The organism is Ideonella sp. BN130291, assembly GCF_036231905.1.
GTDB lineage: Bacteria > Pseudomonadota > Gammaproteobacteria > Burkholderiales > Burkholderiaceae_C > CAMLIZ01.
Genome location: NZ_JAZARE010000013.1, coordinates 50,543 through 75,024, shown reverse-complemented (window position 1 = coordinate 75,024; position 24,482 = coordinate 50,543). Strand labels below are relative to the sequence as shown.

Here is a 24,482-nt window from a genome sequence, read left to right as displayed (position 1 = left end):
CCCGCTCGCCGCCACCTGCGAAAGGACGCCATGGCCCGCTACGACGCCACCACGCACGACCGCCTTGCGGCCGACTTCAACCGCGACGGCTTCGTCGTGCTGGAGCAGCACTACGACCCCGAGCGCCTGGCCGCCTGGGCGCGTGCCTTCCGGCCGCTGCTGGACACCGCGCTCAGCGACCCCACCCTGGCCGGTGAACGCGGCAAGCAGCGCTTCTACGTCACCCTGCCCTTCGAGGGCGTGTTCGCCGACCCGCATTTCTTCGAGGACGACGATGTGCTGGCCATCGTGCAGCGCGTGGCCGGTGCCGACCCGGTGATGTGCCAGCTGGCCACCGACACGCCGCTCAAGGGCAGCGAGCACCAGGGCATCCACCGCGACACGCCGGCGCTCTTCCCCGAGATGGACCTGGAGCCGCCGAGCTACCAGCTGGCGGTGAACTTTCCTCTGTGCGATGTGACGCTGGACAACGGCCCGCTGGAAACCACACGCGGCACCCATCGCATGACGCGCGAGCAGGCCCAGCGCGCCATGGCTGCGGGTGAAGCGGTGCTGGAGCCCATCACCATGCGGCTGGGCGACGTGATGATCCGCGACGTGCGCCTGATGCACCGCGGCACGCCCAACCACACCGATGTGCCGCGCCCCATGGTAGTCATCGGCTACAGCCGCCACTGGTACCTGCGGCCGGAGGTGCGCATCGACGTGCCGCGCGCGACCTGGGAGACACTGTCAGAACGCGCACGCCGCCTGCTGCGCCACAACCCGATCGTCGACAGCCTGCAGGACGTGCAGCGCACCGAGCGCTACCAGGCTTTTGCGTACTGAGACACTGGCCCGCCGATGCCGCCTGCCCCGCTACCGCTAGCACACCTTGCCGACACCATCGACGCCTGCGACCGCCGCTTCGCCGAGCTGGTGCGGCTGGACGCCACGGTGCAGCGCCTGCACGGCGGCTGCGAATGGGCGGAGGGGCCGGTGTGGTTCGCCGAGACGGCCACCCTGTTGTGGAGCGACATACCGAACAACCGCATCCTGCAGTGGCATGAAGCCGACGGCGTCAAGGTGTTCCGCGCCCCGTCGGACTTTGCCAACGGCCACACCCGCGACCGCAGCGGCCGGCTGGTGAGCTGCGAACACGGCACGCGCAGCGTCACACGCACCGAGCCCGATGGCCGCCGCACCGTGCTGGCCGACCGCTTCGGCGGGCACCGGCTCAATTCGCCCAATGACGTGGTGGTGAGCGCCGATGGCAGCATCTGGTTCACCGACCCGAGCTACGGCATCGACAACCCGCGCGAAGGCCTGCCCGGGCAGCGTGAGTACGGCGGCTGCCATGTGTTCCGGCTGCCCGCGGGCGGCGGCCAGCTGCAGGTGGTGGCCGACGACTTCGTTCAGCCCAACGGCCTGGCATTTTCGGCCGACGAACGCACGCTTTACGTGGTGGACACCGGCGGCACCCATGTGCCTGGCGGGCCGCGCCATATCCGCGTTCTGAGGCTGGATGACCAGGGCCAAGTGCAGCACAGCCGGGTGTTTGCGCAGATCGACGGCGGCTTCCCAGACGGCCTGGCGCTGGACGCCTTCGGCCATGTGTGGGCCTCTGCCGGCAACGGCGTGCAGTGTTTTGCCGCGGACGGCAGCCTGCTGGGCCGGCTGAAGCTGCCGGAGCCGGCCGCCAACCTGTGTTTTGGCGGCGCGGACAGGCGGCGGCTGTTCATCACCGCCTCGCGTTCGCTCTACGCGGTGGACCTGCTCGTGCGAGGCCTGAACTGACGCTTTAGGGGGTGCAGGCGGCACGCTGGTTGCCTCCTGGCCCGACGTGAACCCCAGCGCCCGTTTTCGCCCCTGGCCAGACCTGCTGGCCTGCGCCATGCTGTGCGCCGGTTGCGCAGCCCCCTCCACCGATCCGGCCGACAAGGCGCCCAAGGCGCCGCCCGTGCTGCAGCTGGACGTTGAAGCACCGCGCCCGCTCGCCAACCTGCTGCGCCAGCACCTGGACCTGGCCCGGGTGAACAAGCTGGCCGCCGGCGAGCCGCTGCAGCAAGGCGAGCTCGACCGCCTGGTGGCCGCGGCGCCCGCCCAGGCGCGCGAGCTGCTCGAAACCGAGGGCTACTTCAACGCCGAGATCCAGGTGCAGCGCCTGGGCGGCGACCCGCCGCAGGTGCGCGTGACCGTGCAGCCCGGCCCGCGCACCCTGGTGCGCGACGTCAACCTGCAGGTGCACGGGCCGCTGGCCGCCGACACCGCGCGCAACGAAGCCACCGCGCGCGATGCCCAGCAGGCGCTGCGCAACGACTGGCTGCTGCCACCCGGCTCCCCCTACCGCGATGCCGACTGGGTGCATGCCAAGAACGCCGCCATCGCGCAGCTGCGCGCCCAGGCCTACCTGGCGGCCGACTGGGGCGCCACGGAGGCGCGCATCGATGCAGCCACCCACTGGGCCGACCTGTCCGGCACGGTGGACAGCGGCCCGCTGTTCCTCACCGGGCCGCTGAACATCGAGGGCCTGAACCACCACGATGCGCAGACGGTGCACAACATCGCCAACTTCGGGCCCCGTACGCCGGCCACGGAAACCCTGCTGCTGGACTTCCAGGAGCGGCTGCAGAAGTCGGGCCTGTTCGACCGCACCACCGTCACCTACGAGCCCGATCCTGCCCGTCCGCTGGACACGCCGGTGTCGGTGCGCCTGACCGAACGCAAGCTGCAGGAAGCCACCTTCGGCGTGGGCGTCGGCGCCAACGTGGGCGCGCGGGCCACCGCGGACCATGTGCACCGCCGCCCCTTCGGCCGGGCGCTGATCGCGCGCAACAAGGTGGAGGTGGCCCAGGTGGAGCAGCGCTGGGACGGCGAGATCAGCACCCACACCCTGCCCGGCCTGTACCGCAACCTGGTGGGCGGCTCGGCCAGCCGGGTCACGTCCGACACCGACACGGTGACCTCCGGCCGCGTGCGCGTGGGCCGTGCGCAGGAAACCAAGACCATGAGCCGGCTGGCGTTCGCCGAGGCCGAGCGCTCGGTGACACGCAGCGCGCTCGGCCGCTCCACGTCCGACTCGCTCGCCCTGCACTACCAGGGCATCTGGCGCGATGTGGACGACCCGCTGCTGCCCACCCGCGGCAAGGTCTGGAATGGCCAGGTGGGCGCCGGCGTGGCCCGCTCCGACCCCGGCACGCACGGCCCTTTCACCCGCCTGTACGCCCGGCTGGACGCCTACCGGCCGCTGGGCAGCTGGTACACGCAGGGCCGGCTCGAGCTGGGCCAGGTGTTCGCGCGCGACGACGTGGTGGTGCCCGAGACCTTGCGTTTCCGGGCCGGCGGCGATGAGTCGGTACGGGGTTATGCCTACCGCTCGCTCACGCCGCAGCAGAACGGCGTGGCGGTGAGCGGTCGGGTGCTGTTCACCGCCAGCGCCGAGATCGCCCATCCGCTCATGGCCCGCATGCCGCAGCTGTGGGGCGCCGCTTTCGTTGACGCTGGGCGCGCCGCGCGCACCTGGGGTGAGCTCAAGCCCGCCGTCGGCGTGGGCGTGGGCGTGCGCTACCGCAGCCCGGTGGGCCCGGTGAAGCTGGACCTGGCCTATGGCGAGGAGGTGCGGCGTTTTCGCCTGCACCTCACCGTCGGCACCTCGTTCTGAACACCATGAACGACACCACACCTGCCCCCGCCGCACCGGCCGTCCGCGCGCCCCACCGCCTGCGCCGCCTGCTGGTGGTACTGCTCGGGCTGCTGCTGGCGCTGGCCGCCGTGCTGATCGGTGCCGGTGCCTGGCTGTGGCACAGCGAGGATGCGGCCGTGCGGCTGCTGCAGCAGGTGCCGGGCTTGCAGCTGAGCGGCCAGCACGGCCGGCTCACCGGGGGCGGCTTTCGCGCGGACCGGCTGGAGTGGCGTGCGGCCAGCGGCCTGCGCGTGGTGGTCGACGGCCTGTCCTGGGCCGACGCGCAGTGGCGCTTCCGGCCCCACCCCGGCGCCTGGGTGGGCCTGACGCTGGTGCAGCCGCGCGCCCACAGCGTGCGGGTGGTCACCGCGCCCAAGACACAACCCAGCGAGCCGCTGCAGGCGCCCGAGCACCTGCGCCTGCCGTTGGAGCTGCTGGCGCAGAACCTCCAGGTGGATGCGCTGCAGGTGGACGAACAAGCGCCGATCACCGGGCTGCGCCTGAGCCTGCATGCCGGTGCCGACCAAGGCGCCAGCCACCGCGTCGACGGCCTGGTGCTCATGCGCGGCCCGCTGGCGCTGAGCGGCCAGGCCCGCATCGGCGCCGATGGGTCCCTGCCGGTGGACGCAAGATTGCGCCTGGCCACTGCGCCGGACGCCGCGCAGCCCTGGCAGGCGGCGCTGCGCCTGGAGGGGCCGCTGCGCCAGCTCAACGCCAGTGCCACGCTCAAGACCGCCAAGGGCCCGGGTGCCACCGTGCAGGCCAGCCTGACACCGTTCGCCGACTGGCCCCTGGCCGCCCTGCGCGCCACCACCGACGACCTGGACCTCTCGGCCTTCGGCGCGGGCCTGCCCGAAACCCGGCTGTCCGGCAATGCGGTGATGGGCGACGGTGGCAACGCGCAGGCCATGAGCCTGGAGCTGGCCCTGGCCAATGCGGTGCCCGGCCCCTGGGATGCCCACCGCCTGCCGGTGCGCCAGCTGCATGTGGTGCTCAAGGGCCGGCCGCAGGACCTGGGCAGCCTGCACTTCGACGCCCTGCAGGCCGAGCTGGGCGGCGAGCGGCCCGCCGGCCAGCTGCAAGGCGGCGGCCGCTGGCAGGGCAGCGAGCTGTCGGTGCAGCTGCGGCTGGTGGGGGTGCAGCCGCAGCTGCTGCACACCGCCGCCGCGCCCATGACGCTGGAGGGCCCGGTCCAGCTGGCGCTGCAGGGCCTGCCGTCGCCGGCCGCGCCGGCCGCGGCCGCGTCCGCCCCTGCAGGCACCCCGGCCGCGGCCGGCAAGCGCGCGGCTCCCACCCCGCTGCGCGGCGAAGTGCGCACCGAGCTCACCGGCCGCTTGCCGGCGCGGGACGCACCCCCTCTCGGCCTGGTCGCGGTGGGCAGCTTCACCCTGCCCGGCGACGGCAGCCTGCAGCTCGCCCTGCGCGAGGCCACCGCCCGCGCCGGCGATGCACGTGCGGTGGCCTCGGCCAATGCCGACAAGGGCACCGACGGCGCCTGGCACCTGCGCACCCAGGGCGAGCTGGTGCGCTTCGATCCCGCACTCTGGCTGCCGATGCCGCGTGCCACGCGGGCCAATGCACTCAACGGCAGCTGGCGCGCCGACCTCATGCTGCCCGCCGTGCCGGCCGACGACCTGCTGGCCGCGCTGCGCGGGGACGCCGGCCTCACCCTGCGTGACAGCCAGTTCGCCGGCCTGCCGCTGCAAGGCGAAGCCAGCTTGCAGGCCCGGCCAGAGACGCTGAAGCTGGCGGCCCAGCTGCGCGCGGCGAGCAACCGGCTGCAGCTGGACGGTGGCACGCACAACGGCACCCACGACTGGCGCCTGGACGTGCAAGCGCCCGCGCTAGGCGCCCTTGCGCCGCTGCAGGCCCTGGTGCCCGGTGCGGCCGGCTGGATGCCGCAAGGCGGCACGCTGCAGGCCAACGCCACCGCCCGCGGCCGCTGGCCCGCACTGCAGACCGAAGGCACGCTGCAAGTGGCGCAACTGCGCAGCCCCGCGCTGCAGGTGGCCCAGGCCCAGGCCCGCTGGACCTTCTCCGGCACCCAGCCCGACGCCCCCTTGTCGCTGGACGCCAGCGCCACCGGCATCGCCCAGGCCCAGCGCCGGCTTGAGCGGCTGCAGGTCCGGCTGGCGGGAACGCTGCGCTCCCACAGCTTCACGGTGCAGGCGGCCAGCCCGCTGCGCCCGCCGGAATGGACCGAGGCGCTGGCCGGCCGCAGCGCACCCGGCGGCAGCCAGCTGCAGCTGGATGGCGGTGGCCAATGGCAGCCGGCCGCCCCGGGCGGCGGCACCTGGCGCGGCACGGTGGCCCGGCTGCAGGCCGCACCCCGCACCGCACCGGGCCAGCCCTGGCTGGCGGCCAGCGACATCCAGGCCTCGGTGCGCCTGGCCGCCAGCGGGCAGCCCGACCAGGCCAGCCTGGCACCCGGCCGCATTGCGCTGTTTGGTGGGGCGGTGCGCTGGCAGCAGGCGCAATGGCAGGCACCGGCCCGCGCACAGGGCCTGCCCCGCATTGCGCTGGATGCCCGCATCGAGCCGCTGCAGGTGGCGCCCTGGCTCGCGCGCCTGCAGCCGCAGTTCGGCTGGCGGGGTGACCTGGCGCTCGGTGGGCGGGTGCAGCTGCACACCGGTGAGCGGGTGGACGCGGACGTGGTGGTCGAACGCGCCGGCCCGGGCGACCTGAGCCTCACCGTGGAGGGAGCCACCCGGTCGCTGGGCCTGAGCGACCTGCGGGTGGCCGTGGCCGCGCACGGCGGCCAATGGAACCTCACCCAGCTGATGGCCGGCCGCAACGTGGGCGTGCTCCACGGCAGCCAGACCCTGCGCACCAGTGCCACCGCCCTCACCCCCACGCCCGACTCGGCGCTGGCCGGCCAGATCGCCTTGCAGGTGCCCGACCTGTCGGTGTGGGCCCCGTGGCTGCCACCAGGCTGGCGCCTGGGCGGCGAGCTGCGCACCGAAGCCAACCTCTCCGGCCGCGCCGGCGCGCCGCAGTACCGCGGGCGCATCAGCGGCAGCCAGCTCACCGTGCGCAACCTGTTCGAAGGTGTGAACCTGCGCCAGGGTGTGCTGGCCGTGGCGCTGAACGGCACCGACGCCACGGTGGAACGCTTCGAGTTCCGCGACGGCAGCGGCGAAGGCCTGCTGCGGGTGACCGGCAGCGCCAGCTTCGGCGATGCGCCACGCGCGCAGCTGCGTGCGGTGGCCGAGCGCTTCCGCGCACTGGACCGGGTGGACCGGCGGGTCGCCGTGAGCGGCACCGCCAACCTCGGCATGCAGGAAAAACGCATCGCGCTGGACGGCCGCTTCGTGGTCGACAGCGGCCTGATCGATGCCTCCCAGGCGGACGCGCCTCAGCATGGCGAGGACGTGATCGTGGTCAACCGCCCCGGCGGGCCGCTGCGTACGGCCCAGGCGCGCAAGGGCGGGCGCAACGGCGCCGCGGCCACCACCTTGCAATCCGGCACCCAGGGCGCAGTGCCGGCGCCAAAGCCTGCGCCCAACAGCACCGTCGCCCAGGCCGACGTGAACCTGCAGGTGGACCTGGGGCGTGCGCTGCGGGTGCGTGGCCGCGGGCTGGACGCCCTGTTGCGCGGGCAACTGGCGGTGACCACGCCCCAGGGCGAACTGGCCGTCAACGGCGTGGTGCGGGTCGAGGAAGGCACCTACACCGCCTATGGCCAGAACCTGTCCATCGACCGCGGCAACCTCACCTTCACCGGCGACGCGGCCAATCCCCGCCTGGACATCCTGGCGATCCGGGCCGACGTGGACACCCGCGTCGGCGTGGTCGTCACCGGCCTGGTGGCCAACCCGCGGGTGCGCCTGTACAGCGAGCCGGAGCTGCCGGAGTTCGACACCCTCACCTGGCTGGTGCTGGGGCGTGCGCCCGAAGGCCTGGGCCGCGACGACACCGCCCTGCTGCAACGCGCGGCGCTGGCCCTGCTGGCCGGCGATAAGGGCTCGGGCGGCGGCTTCGTCAAGAAGCTGGGCCTGGACGAACTCTCGGTCAAGCGTCCCGAATCCGGCGGGGACCTGAGCGGCACCATCGTCACCCTGGGCAAGCAGGTCTCCAAGCGCCTGTTCGTCGGCTACGAGCGCGCCATTGCGGCCGCCGGCGGCACCTGGCAGCTGATCTACCGCGTGGCCGGGCGCATCACCGTGCGCGCGCGCACCGGCGACGACAACGCGGTGGACGCGATCTGGACCTGGCGCTGGGAATAGCGGGCCTCATCACGGGCACAGCGGTTGCACTCCAGCTCTGGACGCGCAAGCCCTGCGCGCAGATGGAGACAACACATGGACTGGCGTCGGTACCTCGGGGTGGTAAAGCAGGCCGGCAACGGCTGGATGGACGACCGGGCCGCCAGCATGGGCGCGGCGCTGTCGTACTACACGGTATTCTCCGTGGCGCCGCTGCTGCTCATCCTGATCTCGGTGGCCGGCCTGGTGTTCGGCCGCGACGCGGTGCAGGGCGCGGTGGTGCAGCAGATCGGCGGCCTGGTGGGCGACGCGGCCGCCAAGACCATCCAGGAGGTGCTCAAGAGCGTGTCCGAGCCCAAGGAGGGCGTGATCGGCACGGTGGTGGGCCTGGTGCTGCTGCTGGTGGGTGCGACCACCGTGTTCGCCGAACTGCAGGACGACCTGAACCGCATCTGGAAGGCCGAGCCGCGCGAGATCCCGTCCGGCATCTGGGGCTGGCTGCGGGCGCGGGTGTTGTCCATCGGCATGATCCTCGCCATCGGCTTCTTGATGCTGGTGTCGCTGGCGGCCAGTGCCGCCATCGCCGCGCTGGGCGACTGGTCCACCTCCTGGCTGAGCGACTGGGAGTGGCTGATGAGCGCGGTGAACTTCATCTTCAGCTATGGGATGGTGACGGCACTGTTCGCCCTGATCTACCGCTTCATGCCCCAGGTGCACATCCGCTGGCACGACGTGTGGATAGGCGCGGCGGTCACTGCCGCACTGTTCACCATCGGCAAGTACCTGATCGGGCTGTACATCGGCAAGAGCGCGGTGGCCTCCGGGTTCGGTGCGGCCGGCTCGCTGGCGGTGCTGCTGGTGTGGGTGTACTACTCGGCGCAGGTGTTCCTGCTGGGTGCGGAGTTCACCGCCGTTTATGCCCATGCTTATGGCTCGCGCCAGGGCAAGGCGGCGACGGGCCAAGGCGTGCCGGGCACGCCGGCCGCGCAGCAGGATGGCAAGCCGCTGCCGGCGGATGCCAAGCCCCAGCCTCAGCCACAGGCCAACCCGGGTTTCATGCCCACGCCCGCACTTGCGAGGTCCGCGCAGAAGGCGCCGGCGCGCCCGCGCAAACCCGAGGGCCGCTTCTTCGGCGCGATCCACCGCCACCCGCTGGCCGGCTTTGCCGGCTCGGCAGCCATCGCCGCGGCCGCGACGCTTGCTGCCGACCTGCTGGCCCAGTTGCTGCGCGTGCGCATCCGCCGCTGAGCCCACCGGCCCCTCGCCAGGAGGCTCACGGCGGCAGCACCTCGAAGTGAAACACCTTGGCGAGGATCTGCCAGCGCCCGCCAAGCTTCACCAGGCTCAGGAAGTCGGTGAAGTGCTTCGGCTCGATGGAGCACTCGACCTTCGCCATGGCCGTCACGGGGCCGGCCACATCAATCGAGACGATCCGGTCGGTCCTGCGCTGCGCCAAGCTCGCAGGCGAGGTGCGTTGGCGCACGATTGCGAAGTACTCCGTCATCGCCAGAAGCCGCAGGGGGCCTTCCGTCGCACAGGCGTAGACCGCCGCCGGGTGGAACACCTGGGCCAGGCGTTCCACATCGCAGTGGTACAGGCCATCGAAATAGTCCTGCAGCAGTTGGGTGATCGCCAGTCGCTCGCTCATGAGGCCTGCCCTTGGCGATCCTCGAGCCGCCGGGTCACGGAACGTCCCGCCACGCCCCAGTTGTCGGTGGGAACTTCGTCGATCACCACGAAGGTGGTCGCCGGGTTCTTGTTCAGCACCCGGACAAGGAGCTCCGTGGTGCCCTCGATGAGCGCCTCCTTCTGCTGCGCGGTCACGCCCTCGCGGGTGACCTGGATGAGCACGTACGGCATGCGCCTGCCTCACTGGCCCAAAGCGGGCAGGCCCTCGGCGTGCAGTGCGGCCTGCACTGCCGGCCGCTGCCCGACGGTCGCCATGAACCGGGCAAGATGCCTGCGGCTCGAGATGTCGATCGAGACGAACTGCGCCCAGCGCAGCACCGTGAACAGGTAGGCGTCGGCTGCGGTGAAGTCCTCGCCGGTGAGGTGCTTGCGGCCTTCCAGCTGCCCGTCCAGCCAGTCCAGCTTCTTCTCGAGGACCTTGATCGCGGTGTCCTTCGAGGGCCCCTCCACCAGGCCCATGAACAGCGGCGTGAAGGACTTGTGCAGCTCGGAGGTGACGTAGTTCTGCCATTCCATGACCCGATACCGCGCCAGCGTGCCGGCGGCGGGCACCAAGCTCTGTGCCTGCGCCTTGTCGGCGATGTACTGCGCCACGACCGGCCCTTCGGTGAGGCGCCCGCCATCGTCGAGCTCGAGCACCGGCACCTGCCCTTTCGGGTTGATGGAGAAATAGTCCGTGCCGCCGACCGTGTGCCGCTGGGTGTCCACCTTGATGAGCGTCAGCGGCAGGCCGGCCTCGCGGGCCACGATGTGCGGTGCGAGGGAGCAGGCGCCGGGAGCGTAGTAGAGCTTCATGTCGACCTTTGTCAGTGAGTGAGGCCTCCACGGTATTCATGCCGCCCAGATAAATAAATGTGGCACGATGAACAAATCTATTTACGTTATATGACCGTATGACGCGGATCTTTGACGACACCAGCCTGGGAAGCCTGGAGTTGTTCTGCCTCACCGCCGAACTCAAGAGCTTTTCGGGCGCCGCCGTGGCAGCCGGCGTCACGCCGGCTGCGGTGAGCCGCACCGTCGCGCGGCTTGAGAAGAAGCTGGGTGCGCGGCTGCTGGTGCGCACCACGCGGGCGGTGCGGCTCAGCGAAGAGGGGCGCCATTACTACGACAGCTGCCGCCAGGCGCTGGGCCAGCTCGCGGAGGCCGAGCGGGCGCTGCACGGCGATGCCTCGGATCCCTCAGGAACCGTGCGCATGAGCTTGCCCACCTCCTATGGACATCACCGGGTGTTCCCGGTGCTTGCCGAGTTCCGCCAGCGCTATCCGCGTGTGGCCCTGGAACTGCAGGTCACCAACCGAAACGTGGACTTTGCGAGCGAGGGCTTCGACCTCGCGATCCGAGGGCGCGCACCGCCGGATTCCGGCCTCGTCGCCCGCAAGCTCGAGGATGCGCCGCTGGTTGTGGTCGCATCGCCTTCCTACCTGCGCAGAAAAGGCACGCCCCGGTCCATCGACGACCTGCAAGGCCATGACTGCATCCACTTCGCGCTGCCCAGCACCGGCCAAACCGTGCCCTGGCTGTTCAAGGTGGGGAGCGACACGGTGGAGCGCACCTTCCCAGGGTCCATGCTGTGCCAGGAGGACATCCTTGCACTGGGGTCGCTGGCTCTCGGCGGGGCCGGCCTGGTGCAGACCTACCAGTTCATCGTGGACAGCGACATCCGGGCGGGCCGGCTCAAGCCGGTGCTGCGTCGGTTCGAAGGAGCATCCCGGCCGTTTTCGCTGCTCTATCCCGCAAATCGGTTCCTGCCTCAACGGGTGAGGGTGCTGGTGGATTTCCTGGTGCGCCGGTTGGCGGCATGACGCAGGCCTGGCTCGCCTGGTCAGTACGTCTCCAGGTGCAGCCGCCCTTCCCGCTGCAGGGCCGCACCCAGCGTATCCCAGGCCAGGCCGGCCGAGGAGGCCACGTCCTGCAGCGCCAGCATCACGCCCTGCTCCATGCTCTTGAGCCCGCACACGTAGAAGCAGGTGCTGGGATCCTTCAGCAGGGCCGCCAGGTCAGCGGCCCGTTCGCGCATCAGGTCCTGCACGTAGCGCTTGGGCTGGTCCGGCAGGCGCGAGAACGCGAGGTTGATATCGATGAAGTCCTTGGGCAGGCTTTGCAGCGGCCCGAAGTACGGCAGCTCCTGCGGCGTGCGCGCGCCGAAGAACAGCATCAGCTTGCCGCCTTCGAACTTGCCGGTCTTGCGCAGGCGCCGGCGCCATTCGGTCATCGCCCGCATCGGCGCGCTGCCGGTGCCGGTGCAGATCATCACGATGTTGGAGCGCGGGTGGTTCGGCATCAGGAAGCTGCTGCCGAAGGGGCCGATCACCTGCACCGTGTCGCCGACCTGCAGGTCGCACAAGTGGTTGGACGCCACGCCGCGCACCGGCCGGCACTCATGGTCCGCGGTGACGCGCTTCACCGTGAGCGCTAGGTTGTTGTAGCCCGCGCGCTCGCCGTTGCGCGGGCTGGCCACCGAATACTGGCGTGCCACATGCGGCCGGCCGGTGGCGTCCAGCCCCGGCGGCACGATGCCGATGGACTGGCCTTCCAGCACCGGGAACGGCATGGCGCCGAAGTCCAGCACGATGTGGTGCGTCTCGTTGGCGAAGCCGGATTCGGTGCAGTTGATGTTGCCTGTGACCGTGGCGGTGACCGGGCTCTTCGGGCCGTAGAGGTTGGTGTACGCGTGGGCCGCCGACCACGGCGGCAGGGTGGACGCCCAGCGGGTCGGTTCGAACACCGGCAGCGGGTCGACCGGCGCGGCGACCGTGCTCGGTGCCAGCGCTTGGGCGGGAACGTCCTTGGGCGCGAGCTCGGGCGGCAGCACATCCCAGCCGAGCTGCTCCTCGATCGAATAGGCGCGCTCGCGCGGCACGGTGCGCCAGTTGTCGATAGAGCCGGTGGGGCATGGCGAGATGCAGGCCATGCAGCCGTTGCACACGTCGGCCCTCACCACGTAGTTGCGGTCGTCGTGCGTGATCGCGCCCACCGGGCAGGTGGCTTCGCAGGTGTTGCAGCGAATGCAGATCTCGGGGTCGATCAGGTGCTGCCTGATCAGCGCGACGTTCGCGGCTTGGTCCATGGCGGGCTCAGAAGCTGTGAAGGATTCGTTCACAGCTTCTCTAGTTGAAGCGCACGTACTCGAAGTCCACCGGCTGGCGGTTGATGCCCATCACCGGCGGCGCGATCCAGTTGGCGAACTTGCCCGGCTCCACCACCCGGCCCATCAGCGAGGCCACGAAGGCGCGGTCCTCGGCGCTGGGCAGCCACTCATCCTTCTTCGCCGCCCATTCGGCCTCGTTCACCACGCGGCCGTCGGGCGACATCTTGATGCCGGCCAGCGCGCCGATGTTGCGGTGGAACGCCTTGTGCGGCACCTTCAGCCGGTGCGGCAGGCCCGCCTTGTCCAGCACCTTGTTCCAGCGCTCCACGCCGGCCACCGAATCCTTGATGAAATCGTCGCGCAGCACTTCGTTCAGCGCGTTGAGCATCGGGACTTCCTTCTCCACCAGCTGGCCGCCTTGCACTTCGAGCACCTTGTAGGTCTGGCCCTTGAGCACATGGTCGTCGGTGCGCTTGCCTTCTTCGTAGCGGCCCTTCAGGCCGGTGCTGTAGAAGGTGGCGGCGTTGCTGGACTGGTCGGCGCCGAACAGGTCGATGGTCACGCTGTAGTGGAAGTTCAGGTAGCGCTGCAGGGTGCCCAGGTCGATGGCACCGGCCGCACGCACCTTGGCCGGGTCGTCGGTCTTCAACTCGTTCATCACCTGCGCGGTGCGCTGGATCACGCGGCTGACACCGCTTTCGCCCACGAACATGTGGTGGGCTTCTTCGGTGAGCATGAACTTGGTGGTGCGGGCCAGCGGATCGAAGGCACTTTCCGACAGCGCGGCGAGCTGGAACTTCCCGTCGCGGTCGGTGAAGTAGGTAAACATGAAGAAGCTCAGCCAGTCGGGCGTCTGCTCGTTGAAGGCGCCCAGGATGCGCGGGTTGTTCTCGTCGCCCGAGCGGCGCTCCAGCAGCGCTGCTGCTTCTTCGCGGCCGTCACGCCCGAAGTGACGCTGCAGCAGGTACACCATGGCCCAGAGGTGGCGGCCCTCCTCCACGTTCACCTGGAACAGGTTGCGCAGGTCGTACATCGAGGGCGCGGTCAGGCCCAGGTGGCGTTGCTGCTCCACCGAGGCCGGCTCGGTGTCACCCTGAGTGACGATGATGCGGCGCAGGTTGGCGCGGTGCTCGCCGGGCACGTCGGTCCACACGGCCTCGCCCAAGTGGTCGCCGAAGTGGATCTTGCGGTCTGGCAGCGCTGGGTTGAGGAAGATGCCCCAGCGGTAGTCGCGCATCTTCACGTAGTCGAACTGCGCCCAGCCCTGCGGGTCCACGCTCACCGCGGTGCGCAGGTACACGTCGAAGTCGGTGGAGCCTTCCGGGCCCACGTCGTCCCACCAGTTGATGAAGTTGGGCTGCCACTGCTCGAGGGCGCGCTGCAAGGTGCGGTCCTCGGCCAGGTTGACGTTGTTGGGGATCTTCTCGCTGTAGTCGATGGTGGACATGCGGGGCTCCAGAGACTCAAACTCGCTTGAAATCGAAGCCGGCCTTCTCGCCGGTGCCGTAGACCTTGAGCGCGCCCTTTTCGCCCACGGCGTTCGGGCGCTGGAAGATCCAGTTCTGCCAGGCGGTGAGGCGGCCGAAGATGCGGGTGAACATGGTCTCCGGGCCGTTGAAGCGCAGGTTCGCCTCCAGGCCGGTGAGCGCGTCGGGCGACATCGCCGAACGTTCCTCGATCGCGATGCGCACCTCGTCGTCCCAGTCGATGTCGTCCGGCGCAAAGGTGACCAGGCCCAGCGCCAGCGCCGCATCGGCATCCAGCGGCTGGCCGATGCGCTCGCGCACCGCGGCGATGGCCGGTGCTTCGTCGTAGAAGCGGCGCGCCAGGCGCGCCTGGCCGGTGGCCATGGGGTACAGGCCGAAGTTGGCCTCGCCCACGGTGACCCGGGGCGCACGGGCCTCATCGTCGGGCAAGGCCAGGTGATAGATGCGGTCGGCGGCCAGCGCCAGCTCCAGCAGGCTGCCGGCGAAGCAGGCGCCTGGCTCCACCAGCGCGAACAGGCTGCGCGAGGACACGTCCAGCCGCGAGAACGTGCGGCGCAGCAGGCCGATCGTTTCGCGCACCAGCCAGTGATCGCGGTGCTGCAGCAGCGTGGCGTCCACCGCCAGCACCTGGGCCGCGTCGCCTTCGGTCTTGAGCAGCCAAGTGCCGATCTCCGGCTCGTTGGTGCGCATCTGCAGGATGGCGTCGTCCAGCTCCCGCGCCATCGCCAGCGGCCACCAGGCGGCGCCGGCAGCCAGGATGCCGTCGAGCGCCTGCGGTGGCGCGGTGCGCGGGCCGTGCACGGTGAAGGTGGCCGTGCGCCGGCTGCGGTCGATCTGCACGTCCACATGGGCGTAGTGCAGGGCGTCCGCGCCGTAGTCGGCCTCCAGCGGCGGCAGCGCGATGCCGGCGGCATCCGCGGGCCGATCACTGGCGGCCGCCAGCTCGCGCGCACGCTCTTGCACGCGCTGGGCGAACTGCGCGGGTTTCACTGCCTCGTCCACCAGCCGCCACTCTTTGGCGCGCTGGCCGCGCACGCCTTCGGTGGTGGTGCAGAACACGTCGGCCAGGTCATGGCGCACACGCCGCTTGTCGGTCAGGCGCGTGAGCCCGCCGGTGCCGGGCAGCACGCCGAGCAGCGGCACCTCGGGCAGGCTGACCGCGGACGAACGGTCGTCGATCAACAGGATCTCGTCGCAGGCCAGCGCCAGCTCGTAGCCGCCGCCGGCGCAGGCGCCGTTCACGGCCGCGATGAACTTCAGGCCGGAATGCGCAGAGGCATCCTCCATGCCATTGCGGGTTTCATTGGTGAACTTGCAGAAGTTCACCTTCCACGCATGGCTGGACACGCCCAGCATGAAGATGTTGGCGCCGGAGCAGAACACCCGGTCGCGGGCGCTGGTGAGCACCACGCTGCGCACCTCGGGGTGCTCGAAGCGGATGCGGTTGAGCGCGTCGTGCAGCTCGATGTCCACGCCCAGGTCGTAGCTGTTCAGCTTGAGCTTGTAGCCGGGCCTGAGGCCGGCGTTTTCGTCCACGTTCATCGCGAGCGTGGCCACCTCGCCTTCGAACTTCAGCGACCAGTGGCGGTAGCGCTGCGGTTCGGTTCGGTAGTCCACACGGTCGGGTGCACTCATGGCGGCTCCTGGAAAACGGGGAATCTCCACAAGCATGCACGATGATGCTTGTTTCGTGTCAATGCATCATAGTGCACGTTCGCCGGAATGCCAAGCGCGATTTCAGGCGGCCTGCGGTACCGCCGATTCCAAGGCCGACAGGGCCTGGGCCAGCGGGCGGCCGCTGGTGTCCACGCTCGCGTCCGCCTTGCCATAGAAAGCCGCCCGCCCCGCGAGGATGCGCTTCAGGTCGTCCATCGCCTCGCGGTTGCCGGCCATGGGGCGCAGGTCGCCCTGGGCCACCACCCGCTGCATGTGCTCCTCCGGTGTCGCCTTCAGCCACACGGTGTAGCAGTGCGCCAGCAGCAGGTTGAAAGTGGCCGGGTCGGACACGATGCCACCCGGCGTGGCGATCACCGCGTCGGGATACAGCTGTATGGTCTCTTCCAGCGCGCGGCGTTCATAGCGGCGATAGGCCGCCGGCCCCAGCAGGTTGTGGATCTCCCCCAGCCCGCAGCCGGCCACCCGCTCGATCTCCTGGTTGAGCTCCACGAAGGGCACGCCACGCGCCTCGGCCAGCATTCGGCCGAGCGTGGACTTGCCGGCGCCGCGCAGGCCGATCAACGCAATGCGCGAGCGCCGGGCCTGCGGCTGGGCGCTTTCGCCATACAGCTCGGCCAGCGCCAGTCGGCCGCGGCGCAAGGCCTCTTCATCGCGGTCGCGCAGCAGGTCGCGGATCAGCAGCCACTCGGGGGATGCGGTGGTCTCGTCGCCCAGCAGTTCGGCCAGCTGGCAGCCCAGCGCCAGGGCCACCTGGCGCAGCACCAGCACAGAGGCATTGCCCACCCCCAGCTCCAGGTTCGCCAGATGGCGCTCCGACACTTCGGAGGCCAGCGACAGCGCGCGGCGCGTCATGCCCTTGCGGGCGCGCAGGGCGCGCACACGCTCGCCCAGGGCCACCAGAAACGGGTCCCGTTCGGGTTCGGCGCGGTCTGCGGCCGGGGCTTCATCGGGCAAGGGGTCGGGGGCAATGCGGTCCATGGTTTTCTTCTGATTTACCCGAGGTGATGCACTATAGTGCTTGACGCGACCTCAAGGCAAGGTTAACTTGCCCCGGCGCACGGTGGTGTTACCCACGGCAACCCGGCGCAACAGGAGTCGCTCATGTCGCCCGCCCCATGCCTGCCGGCCCCCCCGCCGGAGCGCTTCAACTTCGCGCAGCACCTGATGGCACGCAATGCCGCGCGTGCGGCCAAGTGTGCCTACATCGACGACGCCGGCACACTGAGTTATGGCGAGCTCGCCGAAGGCATCGAACGGGTGGCAAACGGCTTGCGGGCGCTGGGCCTGCGGCGCGAAGAGCGCGTGCTGCTGCTGATGCACGACTGCAACCACTGGCCGCAAGCCTTCCTGGGTTGCCTGCACGCGGGCGTGGTGCCGGTGGCGGTGAACACCCTGCTGACGCCGGCCGACCATGCCTACATCCTGGCGCATAGCCGGGCGCAAGCGGCGCTGGTGTCGGGCGCGCTGCTGCCCGGGCTGCAAGCCGCGATGGAACAGGGCGACCATGAGCTGCAGCAGCTGGTGGTGTCGCGCGGCGGTGGCGACTTGCCTGCCGGCGCGCACGACTTCGACACCTGGCTGGCCGCGCAGCCGGCCACCGCCACACCCGCCACCACCCAGCGTGACGACATCGGCTTCTGGCTTTACTCCTCCGGCTCCACCGGCCGGCCCAAGGGCACGGTGCACAGCCACGCCAACCTCTACTGGACGGCCGAGCTGTACGCGCAGCCGGTGCTGGGGCTGAACGAACACGATGTGTGCTTCTCTGCGGCCAAGCTGTTCTTTGCCTATGGCCTGGGCAATGCCCTGAGCTTTCCCTTGTCGGTGGGTGCCACCACGGTGCTGATGGCCGAACGCCCCACGCCGGATGCGGTGTTCCGGCGCTGGCTGGGCGACACGCCACCGCAGCGCGCCGCCGCCGGATTGGATGGCCAGCCGCCCTGCCGGCCCACCGTGTTCTTCGGCGCACCCACCGGTTATGCCGGCATGCTGGCGTCGCCCCAGCTGCCGGCGCGCGAGCAGGTGGCGCTGCGGCTGTGTTCGTCGGCCGGCGAAGCGCTGCCACGCGAGATCGGCGAGCGCTTCACCGCCCGCTTTGGCGCCGAGATCATCGACGGCATCGGCTCCACCGAGATGCTGCACATCTTTTTGTCCAACCGGCCGGGCGACGTGCGCTACGGCAGCACCGGCAAGCCGGTGCCCGGCTACGAGGTGGAGCTGCGCGACGAACAGGGCCGCGTGCTGCATGGCGCGCACGAGGTGGGCGACCTCTTCATCAAGGGGCCGTCGGCTGCGCTGATGTACTGGGCCAACCGGGAGAAGTCGTGCAACACCTTCTGCGGCGAATGGACCCGCAGCGGCGACAAATACTCGCGCGACGAAGACGGCTACTACGTGTACGCCGGCCGCGGCGACGACATGCTGAAGGTGAGCGGCCAGTACGTGTCGCCCTTCGAGGTGGAATCCACGCTGATGCAGCACCCGGCGGTGCTGGAGGCGGCGGTGATCGGCGTGCCGGACGCGCAAGGGCTCACCAAGGTCAAGGCCTTCGTGGTGCCCAAGCCCGCTGCGGCGCCGAGCGAAGCGCTGGCCCAGGAGCTGAAGGATTTCGTCAAGCAGCGACTGGCACCGCACAAGTACCCCCGCTTGCTGGACTTCGTGGACGAGCTGCCCAAGACGGCCACCGGCAAGATCCAGCGCTTCCGCTTGCGTGAGCGCGAGCAGGCCGGCGCATGAAGCCAACACCCTCAAGCTGCAGCGTGGGCGACGAGGCCGGCTCGTGACGCACGAGCAGTTCGCGACCGTGCCCTTCGAGGGCCGCCATGTGGTGATCGAGCACGCCTGGGTGGGCACCACCGCGCCCGCCGCCCCGCTGCTGGTGTTCCTGCATGAGGGCCTGGGCTCGCTCGCCATGTGGAAACACTTTCCGCAGCAGCTGTGCGACGCGCTGGGATACCGCGGCCTGGTGTATTCGCGTCCGGGCTATGGCCGGTCCACCCCCCGTGGACAGGCCGACCGCTGGCCGGTCGACTTCATGCACCGGCAGGCCGAGCAACTGCTGCCCGCCTTGCTGGACGCGCTGGGCGTGCAGCAGCGCTATGCCCTGTTCGGCCACAGCGACGGCGGCTCCATCGCGCTGATCCATGCGGCGCGTTTCCCTCGACGGGTGAGCGCCGCAGTGGTGCTGGCGCCGCACATCCTGGTGGAGGCCTTCGGCCTGGCGAGCATCCGGCAGGCACGGCAGGCCTATCTGGATGGCGACCTGCGCGAGCGCCTGGCGCGCTACCACGACGACGTGGACTCGGCCTTCCATGGCTGGAACGACATCTGGCTGGCGCCCGAGTTCGAAGCCTGGGACATCACCGGCTTGCTGCATGACATCGGCTGCCCGCTGCTGGCCATGCAGGGCGAGGACGATCCCTACGGCACCATGGCGCAGATCGACGGCATTGCCGCCGCTGTGCCGGGCACCCGCTTGCTCAAGCTGGCCGGCTGCGGCCACTCCCCCCACCGCGACCAGCCGGAGGCAGTGATCCAGGCCACCCGCCAATTCCTCACCAGCCTGCCGCCACAATGAGCGCCCTGCCCTTGCTTGCACCATGGACCTGACCACCTTCCTCATCCAGTGCCTGAACAGCCTGCAGTACGGGCTGCTGCTGTTCCTGGTGGCCAGCGGGCTGACGCTGATCTTCGGGATCATGGGCGTGATCAACCTCGCGCACGGCAGCTTCTACATGATCGGTGCGTACATGGCGTTCAGCCTGTCCGCGCTCACCGGCAACTTCATGCTCGCCTTGGTGCTGGGCATCGTGCTGGCGGTGCTGTTCGGCTATTTGCTGGAGTGGGTGTTCTTCAGCTTCCTGTATGAGCGCGACCACCTGCAGCAGGTGCTGCTCACCTACGGCCTGATCCTGGTGTTCGAGGAGCTGCGCAGCCTGATCGTGGGCGACGACGTGCATGGCGTGAACGTGCCGGCCTGGCTTTCAGGCAGCGTCGCCATCGGCAACGGCATGAGCTACCCCATCTATCGCCTCTTCATCTCAGGCGTGTGCCTGGCGGTGGCGCTGCTGATGTACGTGGTGATCTCGCGCACCCGCATCGGCATGATGGTGCGCGCCGGCTCGGTGAACCGCGAGATGGTGCAGTCGCTGGGCATCAACATCAGCCTGCTGTACCGGCTGGTGTTCGCAGCCGGCGTGGCGTTTGCGGTGCTGGCCGGCATGATCGCCGCGCCGGTGTCCTCGGTGTATCCCGGCATGGGCGCGCAGGTGCTGATCGTGTGCTTCGTGGTGGTGGTGATCGGCGGCATCGGCTCGATCAAGGGCGCGCTGGTGGCGGCCCTGCTCATCGGCGTGGTGGACACCTTTGGCAAGGTGTTCTGGCAGCAGGCGGCCGGCGCGCTGGTGTATGTGCTGATGGCCGCCATCCTGCTGTGGAAGCCGGAAGGCCTGTTCAAGCCGGGGCAGGCCGGATGATGGCCCGCCTCACGCCCGCACGCATCGGCTGGTGGCTGGCCTTCGGCCTGCTGGCCACCCTGCCCTGGCTGCCGCCGCCGATCGGCACGCCATTCCACCTGGAGCTGGGCGCCCAGGTGCTCACGATGGCGATCTTTGCGCTCAGCCTGCAGCTGCTGGTCGGCACCACGGGGCTGGTGAGCCTGGGCCATGCGGCCTACTTCGGCTGCGCGGCCTATGTGGTGTCGGTGCTCGCGCCGCAGTCGGAAGCGGGCAATGGCTGGTGGCTCATGGCAGCGGCGGTGGGCGGTGCGGCGCTGCTGGCGCTGCTGATCGGCGCCCTGGTGATGCGCACCAAGGGCGTGTACTTCATCATGGTCACGCTGGCCTTCGCGCAGCTGGTGTACTTCGTGGTGCACGACACCGCCTGGTTTGGCGGCAGCGACGGCGCCTACATCTACTTCCGGCCGGAGTTCAAGATCGGCGGGCTCCAGCTGGTGGACCTGCAGCAGCCGCATCACTTCTACTGGTTTGCGCTGGCGCTGTGCGCCTTCACCGTGGCCGCGCTCGGGCTGCTGCTGCGCTCGCGCCTGGGCCATGCCTTCATCGGCATCCGCCACAACGAGCAGCGTATGCGCGCGGCCGGCTTCCCCACCCTGGCGTACAAGCTGGCGAGCTTCGTGATCGGCGCGGCCTTCGCCGGCCTGGCCGGCTTTCTGTACGCGGTGCGCAACGGCTATGTGAACCCGGAGATCCTGTCCTGGCACCAGTCAGGCAATGCGTTGCTGATGATCATCCTGGGCGGGCTGGGCAGCCTGGCCGGGGCGGTGATCGGGGCTGCCTCCTTCGTGCTGCTGTCGGAATGGTTCCAGTCGCTCACCAAACATTGGCAGCTGCTGCTGGGTGGTTTTGTCATTGCCGCCGTGGTGCTGCTGCCGCAAGGCCTGGTGGGTGGCACGCGCTGGTTGCGCCGGCGCAGCCGCCCGCTGGACAGCACGCTCGCCCCGGCCGGCACCGCAGGGGAAACGCCATGACGCCGGTGCTGGAAGCACGCCAGCTCAGCCGCCGCTTCGGCGCGCTGGCCGCGGTGGACCAGGTCTCGCTCGCCCTGGAGCCGGCCCGCATCCATGCGGTGATCGGGACCAACGGCGCCGGCAAGTCAACGCTGGTGAACCTGCTGTCCGGCGAGCTGAGCGCCAGCAGCGGCCAAGTGCTGCTCGACGGCCGCGACATCTCCGCATGGTCGCAACCGCGGCGCGCCGCAGCGGGCCTGAACCGCAGCTACCAGCGCACCAATGTCTTCCTGCCGCTCACGGTGCGGGAGAACTGCCGCCTCGCGGCCCAGGCGCGCCAGCCGCAACCCTGGAAGCTGTGGCAGGCCGCCAGCCGCTGCAGCTTCAGCCAGGGCTGCGCCGACGAAGCGATGACACGCTGCGGGCTGTCGGCGCTGGCCGAGCAGCCGGCCGCCAACCTCTCACACGGCCAGAAACGGCAGCTCGAAGTGGCGATGTGCCTGGCCACCCAGCCCCGCGTGCTGCTGCTGGACGAGCCGCTGGCCGGCATGGGCCCGGAGGAATCCCAGCGCATGCTGGCGCTGCTGCGTTCATTGCGCGACGACCACGCCATCCTGCTGATCGAACACGACATGGATGCGGTGTTCGCGGTGGCCGACACCATCACGGTGATGGTCAACGGCAGCGTGCTGGCCACCGGCACACCCGAGGCCGTGCGCGCCAACGCGCAGGTGCAGCAGGCTTACCTGGGCGGCCATGCGGAGATGGCAGATGCGGAGGCCGGGCATGGCTGACTGGCTGATCGACGCCACCGGCCTGCAGGCCTGGTACGGCAGCGCCCATGTGCTGCGCGGGGTGGATGTGCAGCTGGCGCCCGGTGAAACGCTGGGGCTGCTGGGCCGCAACGGCATGGGCAAGTCCACCCTGATCCGCACCCTGCTCGGCCATGTGCGCGAGCGCCAGGGCCGCATCCAGGTGATGGGCCGCGACATGAGCCGGGCGGCACCACACGAGGTGGCGCGGCTGGGGGTGGCCTACGTCCCCGAGGGCCGTGGCGTGTTCCCGAACCTCTCGGTGCGGGAGAACCTGGTGATGGCCGCCCGCCCGGGCACTGGCGGCACCAGCGATTGGCGCTTCGACCGCGTGATGGCCACCTTCCCCCGCCTGGCCGAACGCCTGCAGCACCTGGGCGGGCAACTCTCCGGCGGCGAACAGCAGATGTTGTCCATCGGCCGCGCGCTGCTCACCAACCCGCGCGTGCTCATCCTCGACGAAGCCACCGAAGGCCTGGCGCCGCTGATCGTGGAAGAGATCTGGCGCGTGATCCGCAGCATCCGCGACAGCGGCATCGCCACCATCGTGGTGGACCGCGACTACCGGCGCGTGCTGTCGCAGAGCGACCGTGCCATCGTGCTGCAGAAGGGCGTGGCGGTGCTGGCGGGCGAACGCGCGCAGGTGCAGGCCGATCCCGCGCTGGCGGCCTGCCTGGGCGTGTAGGCGCGCCGTGCCCGCACCGCTGGGAACGATCCCAGCTTGTGGGCACCGCCGCTGCTGCCTAGATTGAGGGCCATCGCACACCGGGAGTTCGTGCATGAGCCTTCAAGTTCTGTCCTCCGCGTCGACGCAACCCTGGGCTGCCGCCAACTGGCACGACGAGCCCGCCGCGGCCTCCGTGTCCTTCGACAGCCAGGTGCGCGGTACGCAATCGCAAGCGATCGACCTGGACTTCGCCCACATGGCGCAGGACGTGTACCTCACCGGCAGCACCGGTGTGCAGGGCTGGAGCCGGCTCGACGACACCGCGCTCTCGGCCGCCGGCATCTCGCCCGACCAGCTGGAGGACAAGACCACCGGCTTCCGTGCCGCGATGTACACCGACGGCGATGGCCACTACACGCTGGCCTTCGCCGGCTCCAACGACATCCCCGACTGGCTCAACAACCTGGGCCAGGGCCTGGGGCTGGATGCGGCGCAATACAACCAGGCGATCGCACTGGCCAAGGATGCCAAGCTCGCCTTCGGCGATGAACTCGCGATCACCGGCCATTCGCTGGGCGGCGGGCTCGCCGCCGCGGCCGCGCTGGCCACCGGCAGCCCCGCGGTCACTTTCAACGCCGCGGGTGTGAACGACAACACCTTGCGCCGCGTCGGGCTGGATCCGGCCGCCGCCAAGGCCGTGGCCGACCAGGGCCAGATCCGGCGCTATGCGGTGCACGGCGAGATCCTCACCGGCGCGCAGGAAGGTGTGCCGCTGCTCAAGGCCGCCATGCCGGACGCCCCCGGCCACAAGATCGAGCTGAGCGCGCCCCCGCTGGAAAAGCCGGTGAACCATTGGTACGACTGGCTGGACGGCGTGGCGCTCAAGCACCAGGTGGAGCTGGGCCTGAAGCTGGCCGCCCGCCCGGTGACCTTGCACCTGATGGACGCGGTGCTGCAGTCGCTCAACACCGACCGCCCCTGGCTGCACTGAGCCCGCAACGACGGTCGATGCGACACTGGCTGCTCGTGATGCTGGCCTTGTGGGCCGCCACGGTGCAAGGAGCCCCGCGCTTGGACGCTCGACAGGTTTTTGCAACGCCCGCAGCAGCGCAGCTGGCCGAGGCCGCGGCCGCTGGCGACGCCGCCCGGGTGCGCCAGCTGGCCGCTGCCGGCGCGGACCCCAATGCCAGCGGCGATCAAGGCGTGACCCTGCTGCAGTGGGCCGTACTGAACAAGAACGTGGCGGGCCTGAACGCCTTGCTGGATGCGGGCGCCGACCCTGTGCGCCCGGGCACCGGCGGCGCCACCGTGGTGCACCTGGCAGCCATGGCGGACGACCCCGCCTACCTGCAGGCCTTGCTCGCGCGGCGGGTGAATGTCAACCTGCCGCACGGCCGCAGCGGCGCCACGCCATTGATGGCGGCGCTGATGGGCGAGCGCGAAGCGCAGTTCCGGCTACTGCTGCAGGCGCATGCCGACACCAACCGGCCCGATGCCCAGGGCAACACCGCGCTGCATGTGGCGGCCAAGATCAACGATGCCGCCCGCGTGCTGGACCTGCTGAAGGCCGGTGCCGACCCGCATGCGCGCAACGCGCAGCAGGCCACCTTCCAGCGCTACCTGGTGATGACGCCGGACAACGTGTTGAGCGCGGAGGAAAAGCTGCGCCGGCAGGCGGTGTTTGACTGGTTGCGCGCGCATGGCGTGGCGCTGCAGGCGCACTGAA

Annotated in this window: 21 protein-coding genes; 14 read left to right on the top strand and 7 right to left on the bottom strand. The window is 70.1% G+C overall.

The features are described from left to right. Positions 1-30 precede the first annotated feature (30 nt). The 5 genes from VPH43_RS23940 to VPH43_RS23920 all read left to right on the top strand — a co-directional run bounded on the left by VPH43_RS23940 (position 31) and on the right by VPH43_RS23920 (position 9,114). Positions 31-828 (top strand): phytanoyl-CoA dioxygenase family protein, encoded by a 798-nt coding sequence (locus tag VPH43_RS23940; protein ID WP_328580294.1) that lies wholly within the window; start codon positions 31-33, stop codon positions 826-828. A gap of 15 nt (positions 829-843) precedes the next feature. Then, positions 844-1,776 (top strand): SMP-30/gluconolactonase/LRE family protein, encoded by a 933-nt coding sequence (locus VPH43_RS23935; RefSeq protein ID WP_328580293.1) that lies wholly within the window; start codon positions 844-846, stop codon positions 1,774-1,776. Positions 1,777-1,822: 46 nt separating this feature from the next. Beyond that, on the top strand, positions 1,823-3,640 hold the full coding sequence (locus VPH43_RS23930) for an autotransporter assembly complex protein TamA (protein ID WP_328580292.1): 1,818 nt from the start codon (positions 1,823-1,825) through the stop codon (positions 3,638-3,640). 5 nt (positions 3,641-3,645) lie between these two features. Continuing rightward, a complete protein-coding gene (locus tag VPH43_RS23925; RefSeq protein ID WP_328580291.1) occupies positions 3,646-7,887 on the top strand; it encodes a translocation/assembly module TamB domain-containing protein in 4,242 nt (1,413 codons plus the stop codon). A gap of 75 nt (positions 7,888-7,962) precedes the next feature. Next, complete coding sequence (locus VPH43_RS23920) at positions 7,963-9,114, top strand: YihY/virulence factor BrkB family protein (protein ID WP_328580290.1); 1,152 nt, start codon at positions 7,963-7,965, stop codon at positions 9,112-9,114. A gap of 25 nt (positions 9,115-9,139) precedes the next feature. Here VPH43_RS23920 and VPH43_RS23915 read toward each other — a convergent pair whose 3' ends face one another. The 3 genes from VPH43_RS23915 to gstA are packed head-to-tail and all read right to left on the bottom strand — an operon-like array spanning position 9,140 to position 10,350. Next, positions 9,140-9,514 (bottom strand): nuclear transport factor 2 family protein, encoded by a 375-nt coding sequence (locus VPH43_RS23915; RefSeq protein ID WP_328580289.1) that lies wholly within the window; start codon positions 9,512-9,514, stop codon positions 9,140-9,142. Continuing rightward, the gene (locus tag VPH43_RS23910; RefSeq protein ID WP_328580288.1) at positions 9,511-9,726 is read right to left on the bottom strand and encodes a tautomerase family protein; all 216 of its coding nucleotides are present in this window, start codon (positions 9,724-9,726) and stop codon (positions 9,511-9,513) included. Before VPH43_RS23910 ends, VPH43_RS23915 begins: the two co-directional genes overlap by 4 nt. Positions 9,727-9,735: 9 nt before the next feature. Further along, complete coding sequence (gene gstA, locus VPH43_RS23905; protein WP_328580287.1) at positions 9,736-10,350, bottom strand: glutathione transferase GstA; 615 nt, start codon at positions 10,348-10,350, stop codon at positions 9,736-9,738. 98 nt (positions 10,351-10,448) lie between these two features. Here gstA and VPH43_RS23900 point away from each other — a divergent pair, with 98 nt between their 5' ends. Then, positions 10,449-11,360 (top strand): LysR family transcriptional regulator, encoded by a 912-nt coding sequence (locus VPH43_RS23900; RefSeq protein WP_328580286.1) that lies wholly within the window; start codon positions 10,449-10,451, stop codon positions 11,358-11,360. A 20-nt stretch (positions 11,361-11,380) separates the two neighbouring features. Here VPH43_RS23900 and boxA read toward each other — a convergent pair whose 3' ends face one another. The 4 genes from boxA to VPH43_RS23880 all read right to left on the bottom strand — a co-directional run bounded on the left by boxA (position 11,381) and on the right by VPH43_RS23880 (position 16,788). Then, entirely contained in the window at positions 11,381-12,625 is a 1,245-nt protein-coding gene (gene boxA / locus VPH43_RS23895) for a benzoyl-CoA 2,3-epoxidase subunit BoxA (protein ID WP_328580285.1), read from the bottom strand. Positions 12,626-12,665: 40 nt separating this feature from the next. After that, complete coding sequence (gene boxB / locus VPH43_RS23890) at positions 12,666-14,093, bottom strand: benzoyl-CoA 2,3-epoxidase subunit BoxB (RefSeq protein WP_328580284.1); 1,428 nt, start codon at positions 14,091-14,093, stop codon at positions 12,666-12,668. A 16-nt stretch (positions 14,094-14,109) separates the two neighbouring features. Continuing rightward, entirely contained in the window at positions 14,110-15,768 is a 1,659-nt protein-coding gene (gene boxC, locus VPH43_RS23885; protein WP_328580283.1) for a 2,3-epoxybenzoyl-CoA dihydrolase, read from the bottom strand. Between the two features lie 102 nt (positions 15,769-15,870). After that, positions 15,871-16,788 carry a helix-turn-helix transcriptional regulator gene (locus tag VPH43_RS23880; RefSeq protein ID WP_328580282.1) on the bottom strand — a complete coding sequence of 306 codons (918 nt, stop codon included), beginning with the start codon at positions 16,786-16,788 and terminating at the stop codon, positions 15,871-15,873. Positions 16,789-16,911: 123 nt separating this feature from the next. On the opposite strand from VPH43_RS23880, the gene VPH43_RS23875 reads away from it, so the two are divergent. From VPH43_RS23875 to VPH43_RS23840, 8 genes are all read left to right on the top strand, one after another. Then, positions 16,912-18,546, top strand: coding sequence for a benzoate-CoA ligase family protein (locus tag VPH43_RS23875; RefSeq protein ID WP_328580281.1), 1,635 nt, complete (start codon positions 16,912-16,914; stop codon positions 18,544-18,546). A 43-nt stretch (positions 18,547-18,589) separates the two neighbouring features. After that, positions 18,590-19,387, top strand: a complete 798-nt coding sequence (locus VPH43_RS23870) for an alpha/beta fold hydrolase (protein WP_328580280.1) — start codon at positions 18,590-18,592, stop codon at positions 19,385-19,387. Between the two features lie 22 nt (positions 19,388-19,409). Next, positions 19,410-20,285 carry a branched-chain amino acid ABC transporter permease gene (locus VPH43_RS23865; RefSeq protein WP_328580279.1) on the top strand — a complete coding sequence of 292 codons (876 nt, stop codon included), beginning with the start codon at positions 19,410-19,412 and terminating at the stop codon, positions 20,283-20,285. After that, entirely contained in the window at positions 20,285-21,298 is a 1,014-nt protein-coding gene (locus VPH43_RS23860; protein ID WP_328580278.1) for a branched-chain amino acid ABC transporter permease, read from the top strand. Before VPH43_RS23865 ends, VPH43_RS23860 begins: the two co-directional genes overlap by 1 nt. Beyond that, the gene (locus VPH43_RS23855; RefSeq protein ID WP_328580277.1) at positions 21,295-22,071 is read left to right on the top strand and encodes an ABC transporter ATP-binding protein; all 777 of its coding nucleotides are present in this window, start codon (positions 21,295-21,297) and stop codon (positions 22,069-22,071) included. The genes VPH43_RS23860 and VPH43_RS23855 overlap by 4 nt, the downstream gene beginning before the upstream one ends. Continuing rightward, complete coding sequence (locus tag VPH43_RS23850) at positions 22,064-22,774, top strand: ABC transporter ATP-binding protein (RefSeq protein ID WP_328580276.1); 711 nt, start codon at positions 22,064-22,066, stop codon at positions 22,772-22,774. The genes VPH43_RS23855 and VPH43_RS23850 overlap by 8 nt, the downstream gene beginning before the upstream one ends. A gap of 94 nt (positions 22,775-22,868) precedes the next feature. Next, the gene (locus VPH43_RS23845) at positions 22,869-23,747 is read left to right on the top strand and encodes a hypothetical protein (protein ID WP_328580275.1); all 879 of its coding nucleotides are present in this window, start codon (positions 22,869-22,871) and stop codon (positions 23,745-23,747) included. Between the two features lie 80 nt (positions 23,748-23,827). Then, complete coding sequence (locus VPH43_RS23840; RefSeq protein WP_328580274.1) at positions 23,828-24,481, top strand: ankyrin repeat domain-containing protein; 654 nt, start codon at positions 23,828-23,830, stop codon at positions 24,479-24,481. Position 24,482: the final 1 nt, after the last annotated feature.

Excerpts from the sequence above, each read along its gene's own strand:
- VPH43_RS23940 (WP_328580294.1), top strand. The coding sequence starts at position 31 with ATGGCCCGCTACGACGCCACCACGCACGACCGCCTTGCGGCCGACTTC.
- VPH43_RS23935 (WP_328580293.1), top strand. The coding sequence starts at position 844 with ATGCCGCCTGCCCCGCTACCGCTAGCACACCTTGCCGACACCATCGAC.
- VPH43_RS23925 (WP_328580291.1), top strand. The coding sequence starts at position 3,646 with ATGAACGACACCACACCTGCCCCCGCCGCACCGGCCGTCCGCGCGCCC.
- VPH43_RS23920 (WP_328580290.1), top strand. The coding sequence starts at position 7,963 with ATGGACTGGCGTCGGTACCTCGGGGTGGTAAAGCAGGCCGGCAACGGC.
- VPH43_RS23915 (WP_328580289.1), bottom strand. The coding sequence starts at position 9,514 with ATGAGCGAGCGACTGGCGATCACCCAACTGCTGCAGGACTATTTCGAT.
- VPH43_RS23910 (WP_328580288.1), bottom strand. The coding sequence starts at position 9,726 with ATGCCGTACGTGCTCATCCAGGTCACCCGCGAGGGCGTGACCGCGCAG.
- gstA (WP_328580287.1), bottom strand. The coding sequence starts at position 10,350 with ATGAAGCTCTACTACGCTCCCGGCGCCTGCTCCCTCGCACCGCACATC.
- VPH43_RS23900 (WP_328580286.1), top strand. The coding sequence starts at position 10,449 with ATGACGCGGATCTTTGACGACACCAGCCTGGGAAGCCTGGAGTTGTTC.
- boxA (WP_328580285.1), bottom strand. The coding sequence starts at position 12,625 with ATGGACCAAGCCGCGAACGTCGCGCTGATCAGGCAGCACCTGATCGAC.
- boxB (WP_328580284.1), bottom strand. The coding sequence starts at position 14,093 with ATGTCCACCATCGACTACAGCGAGAAGATCCCCAACAACGTCAACCTG.
- boxC (WP_328580283.1), bottom strand. The coding sequence starts at position 15,768 with ATGAGTGCACCCGACCGTGTGGACTACCGAACCGAACCGCAGCGCTAC.
- VPH43_RS23880 (WP_328580282.1), bottom strand. The coding sequence starts at position 16,788 with ATGGACCGCATTGCCCCCGACCCCTTGCCCGATGAAGCCCCGGCCGCA.
- VPH43_RS23875 (WP_328580281.1), top strand. The coding sequence starts at position 16,912 with ATGTCGCCCGCCCCATGCCTGCCGGCCCCCCCGCCGGAGCGCTTCAAC.
- VPH43_RS23865 (WP_328580279.1), top strand. The coding sequence starts at position 19,410 with ATGGACCTGACCACCTTCCTCATCCAGTGCCTGAACAGCCTGCAGTAC.
- VPH43_RS23860 (WP_328580278.1), top strand. The coding sequence starts at position 20,285 with ATGGCCCGCCTCACGCCCGCACGCATCGGCTGGTGGCTGGCCTTCGGC.
- VPH43_RS23855 (WP_328580277.1), top strand. The coding sequence starts at position 21,295 with ATGACGCCGGTGCTGGAAGCACGCCAGCTCAGCCGCCGCTTCGGCGCG.
- VPH43_RS23850 (WP_328580276.1), top strand. The coding sequence starts at position 22,064 with ATGGCTGACTGGCTGATCGACGCCACCGGCCTGCAGGCCTGGTACGGC.
- VPH43_RS23845 (WP_328580275.1), top strand. The coding sequence starts at position 22,869 with ATGAGCCTTCAAGTTCTGTCCTCCGCGTCGACGCAACCCTGGGCTGCC.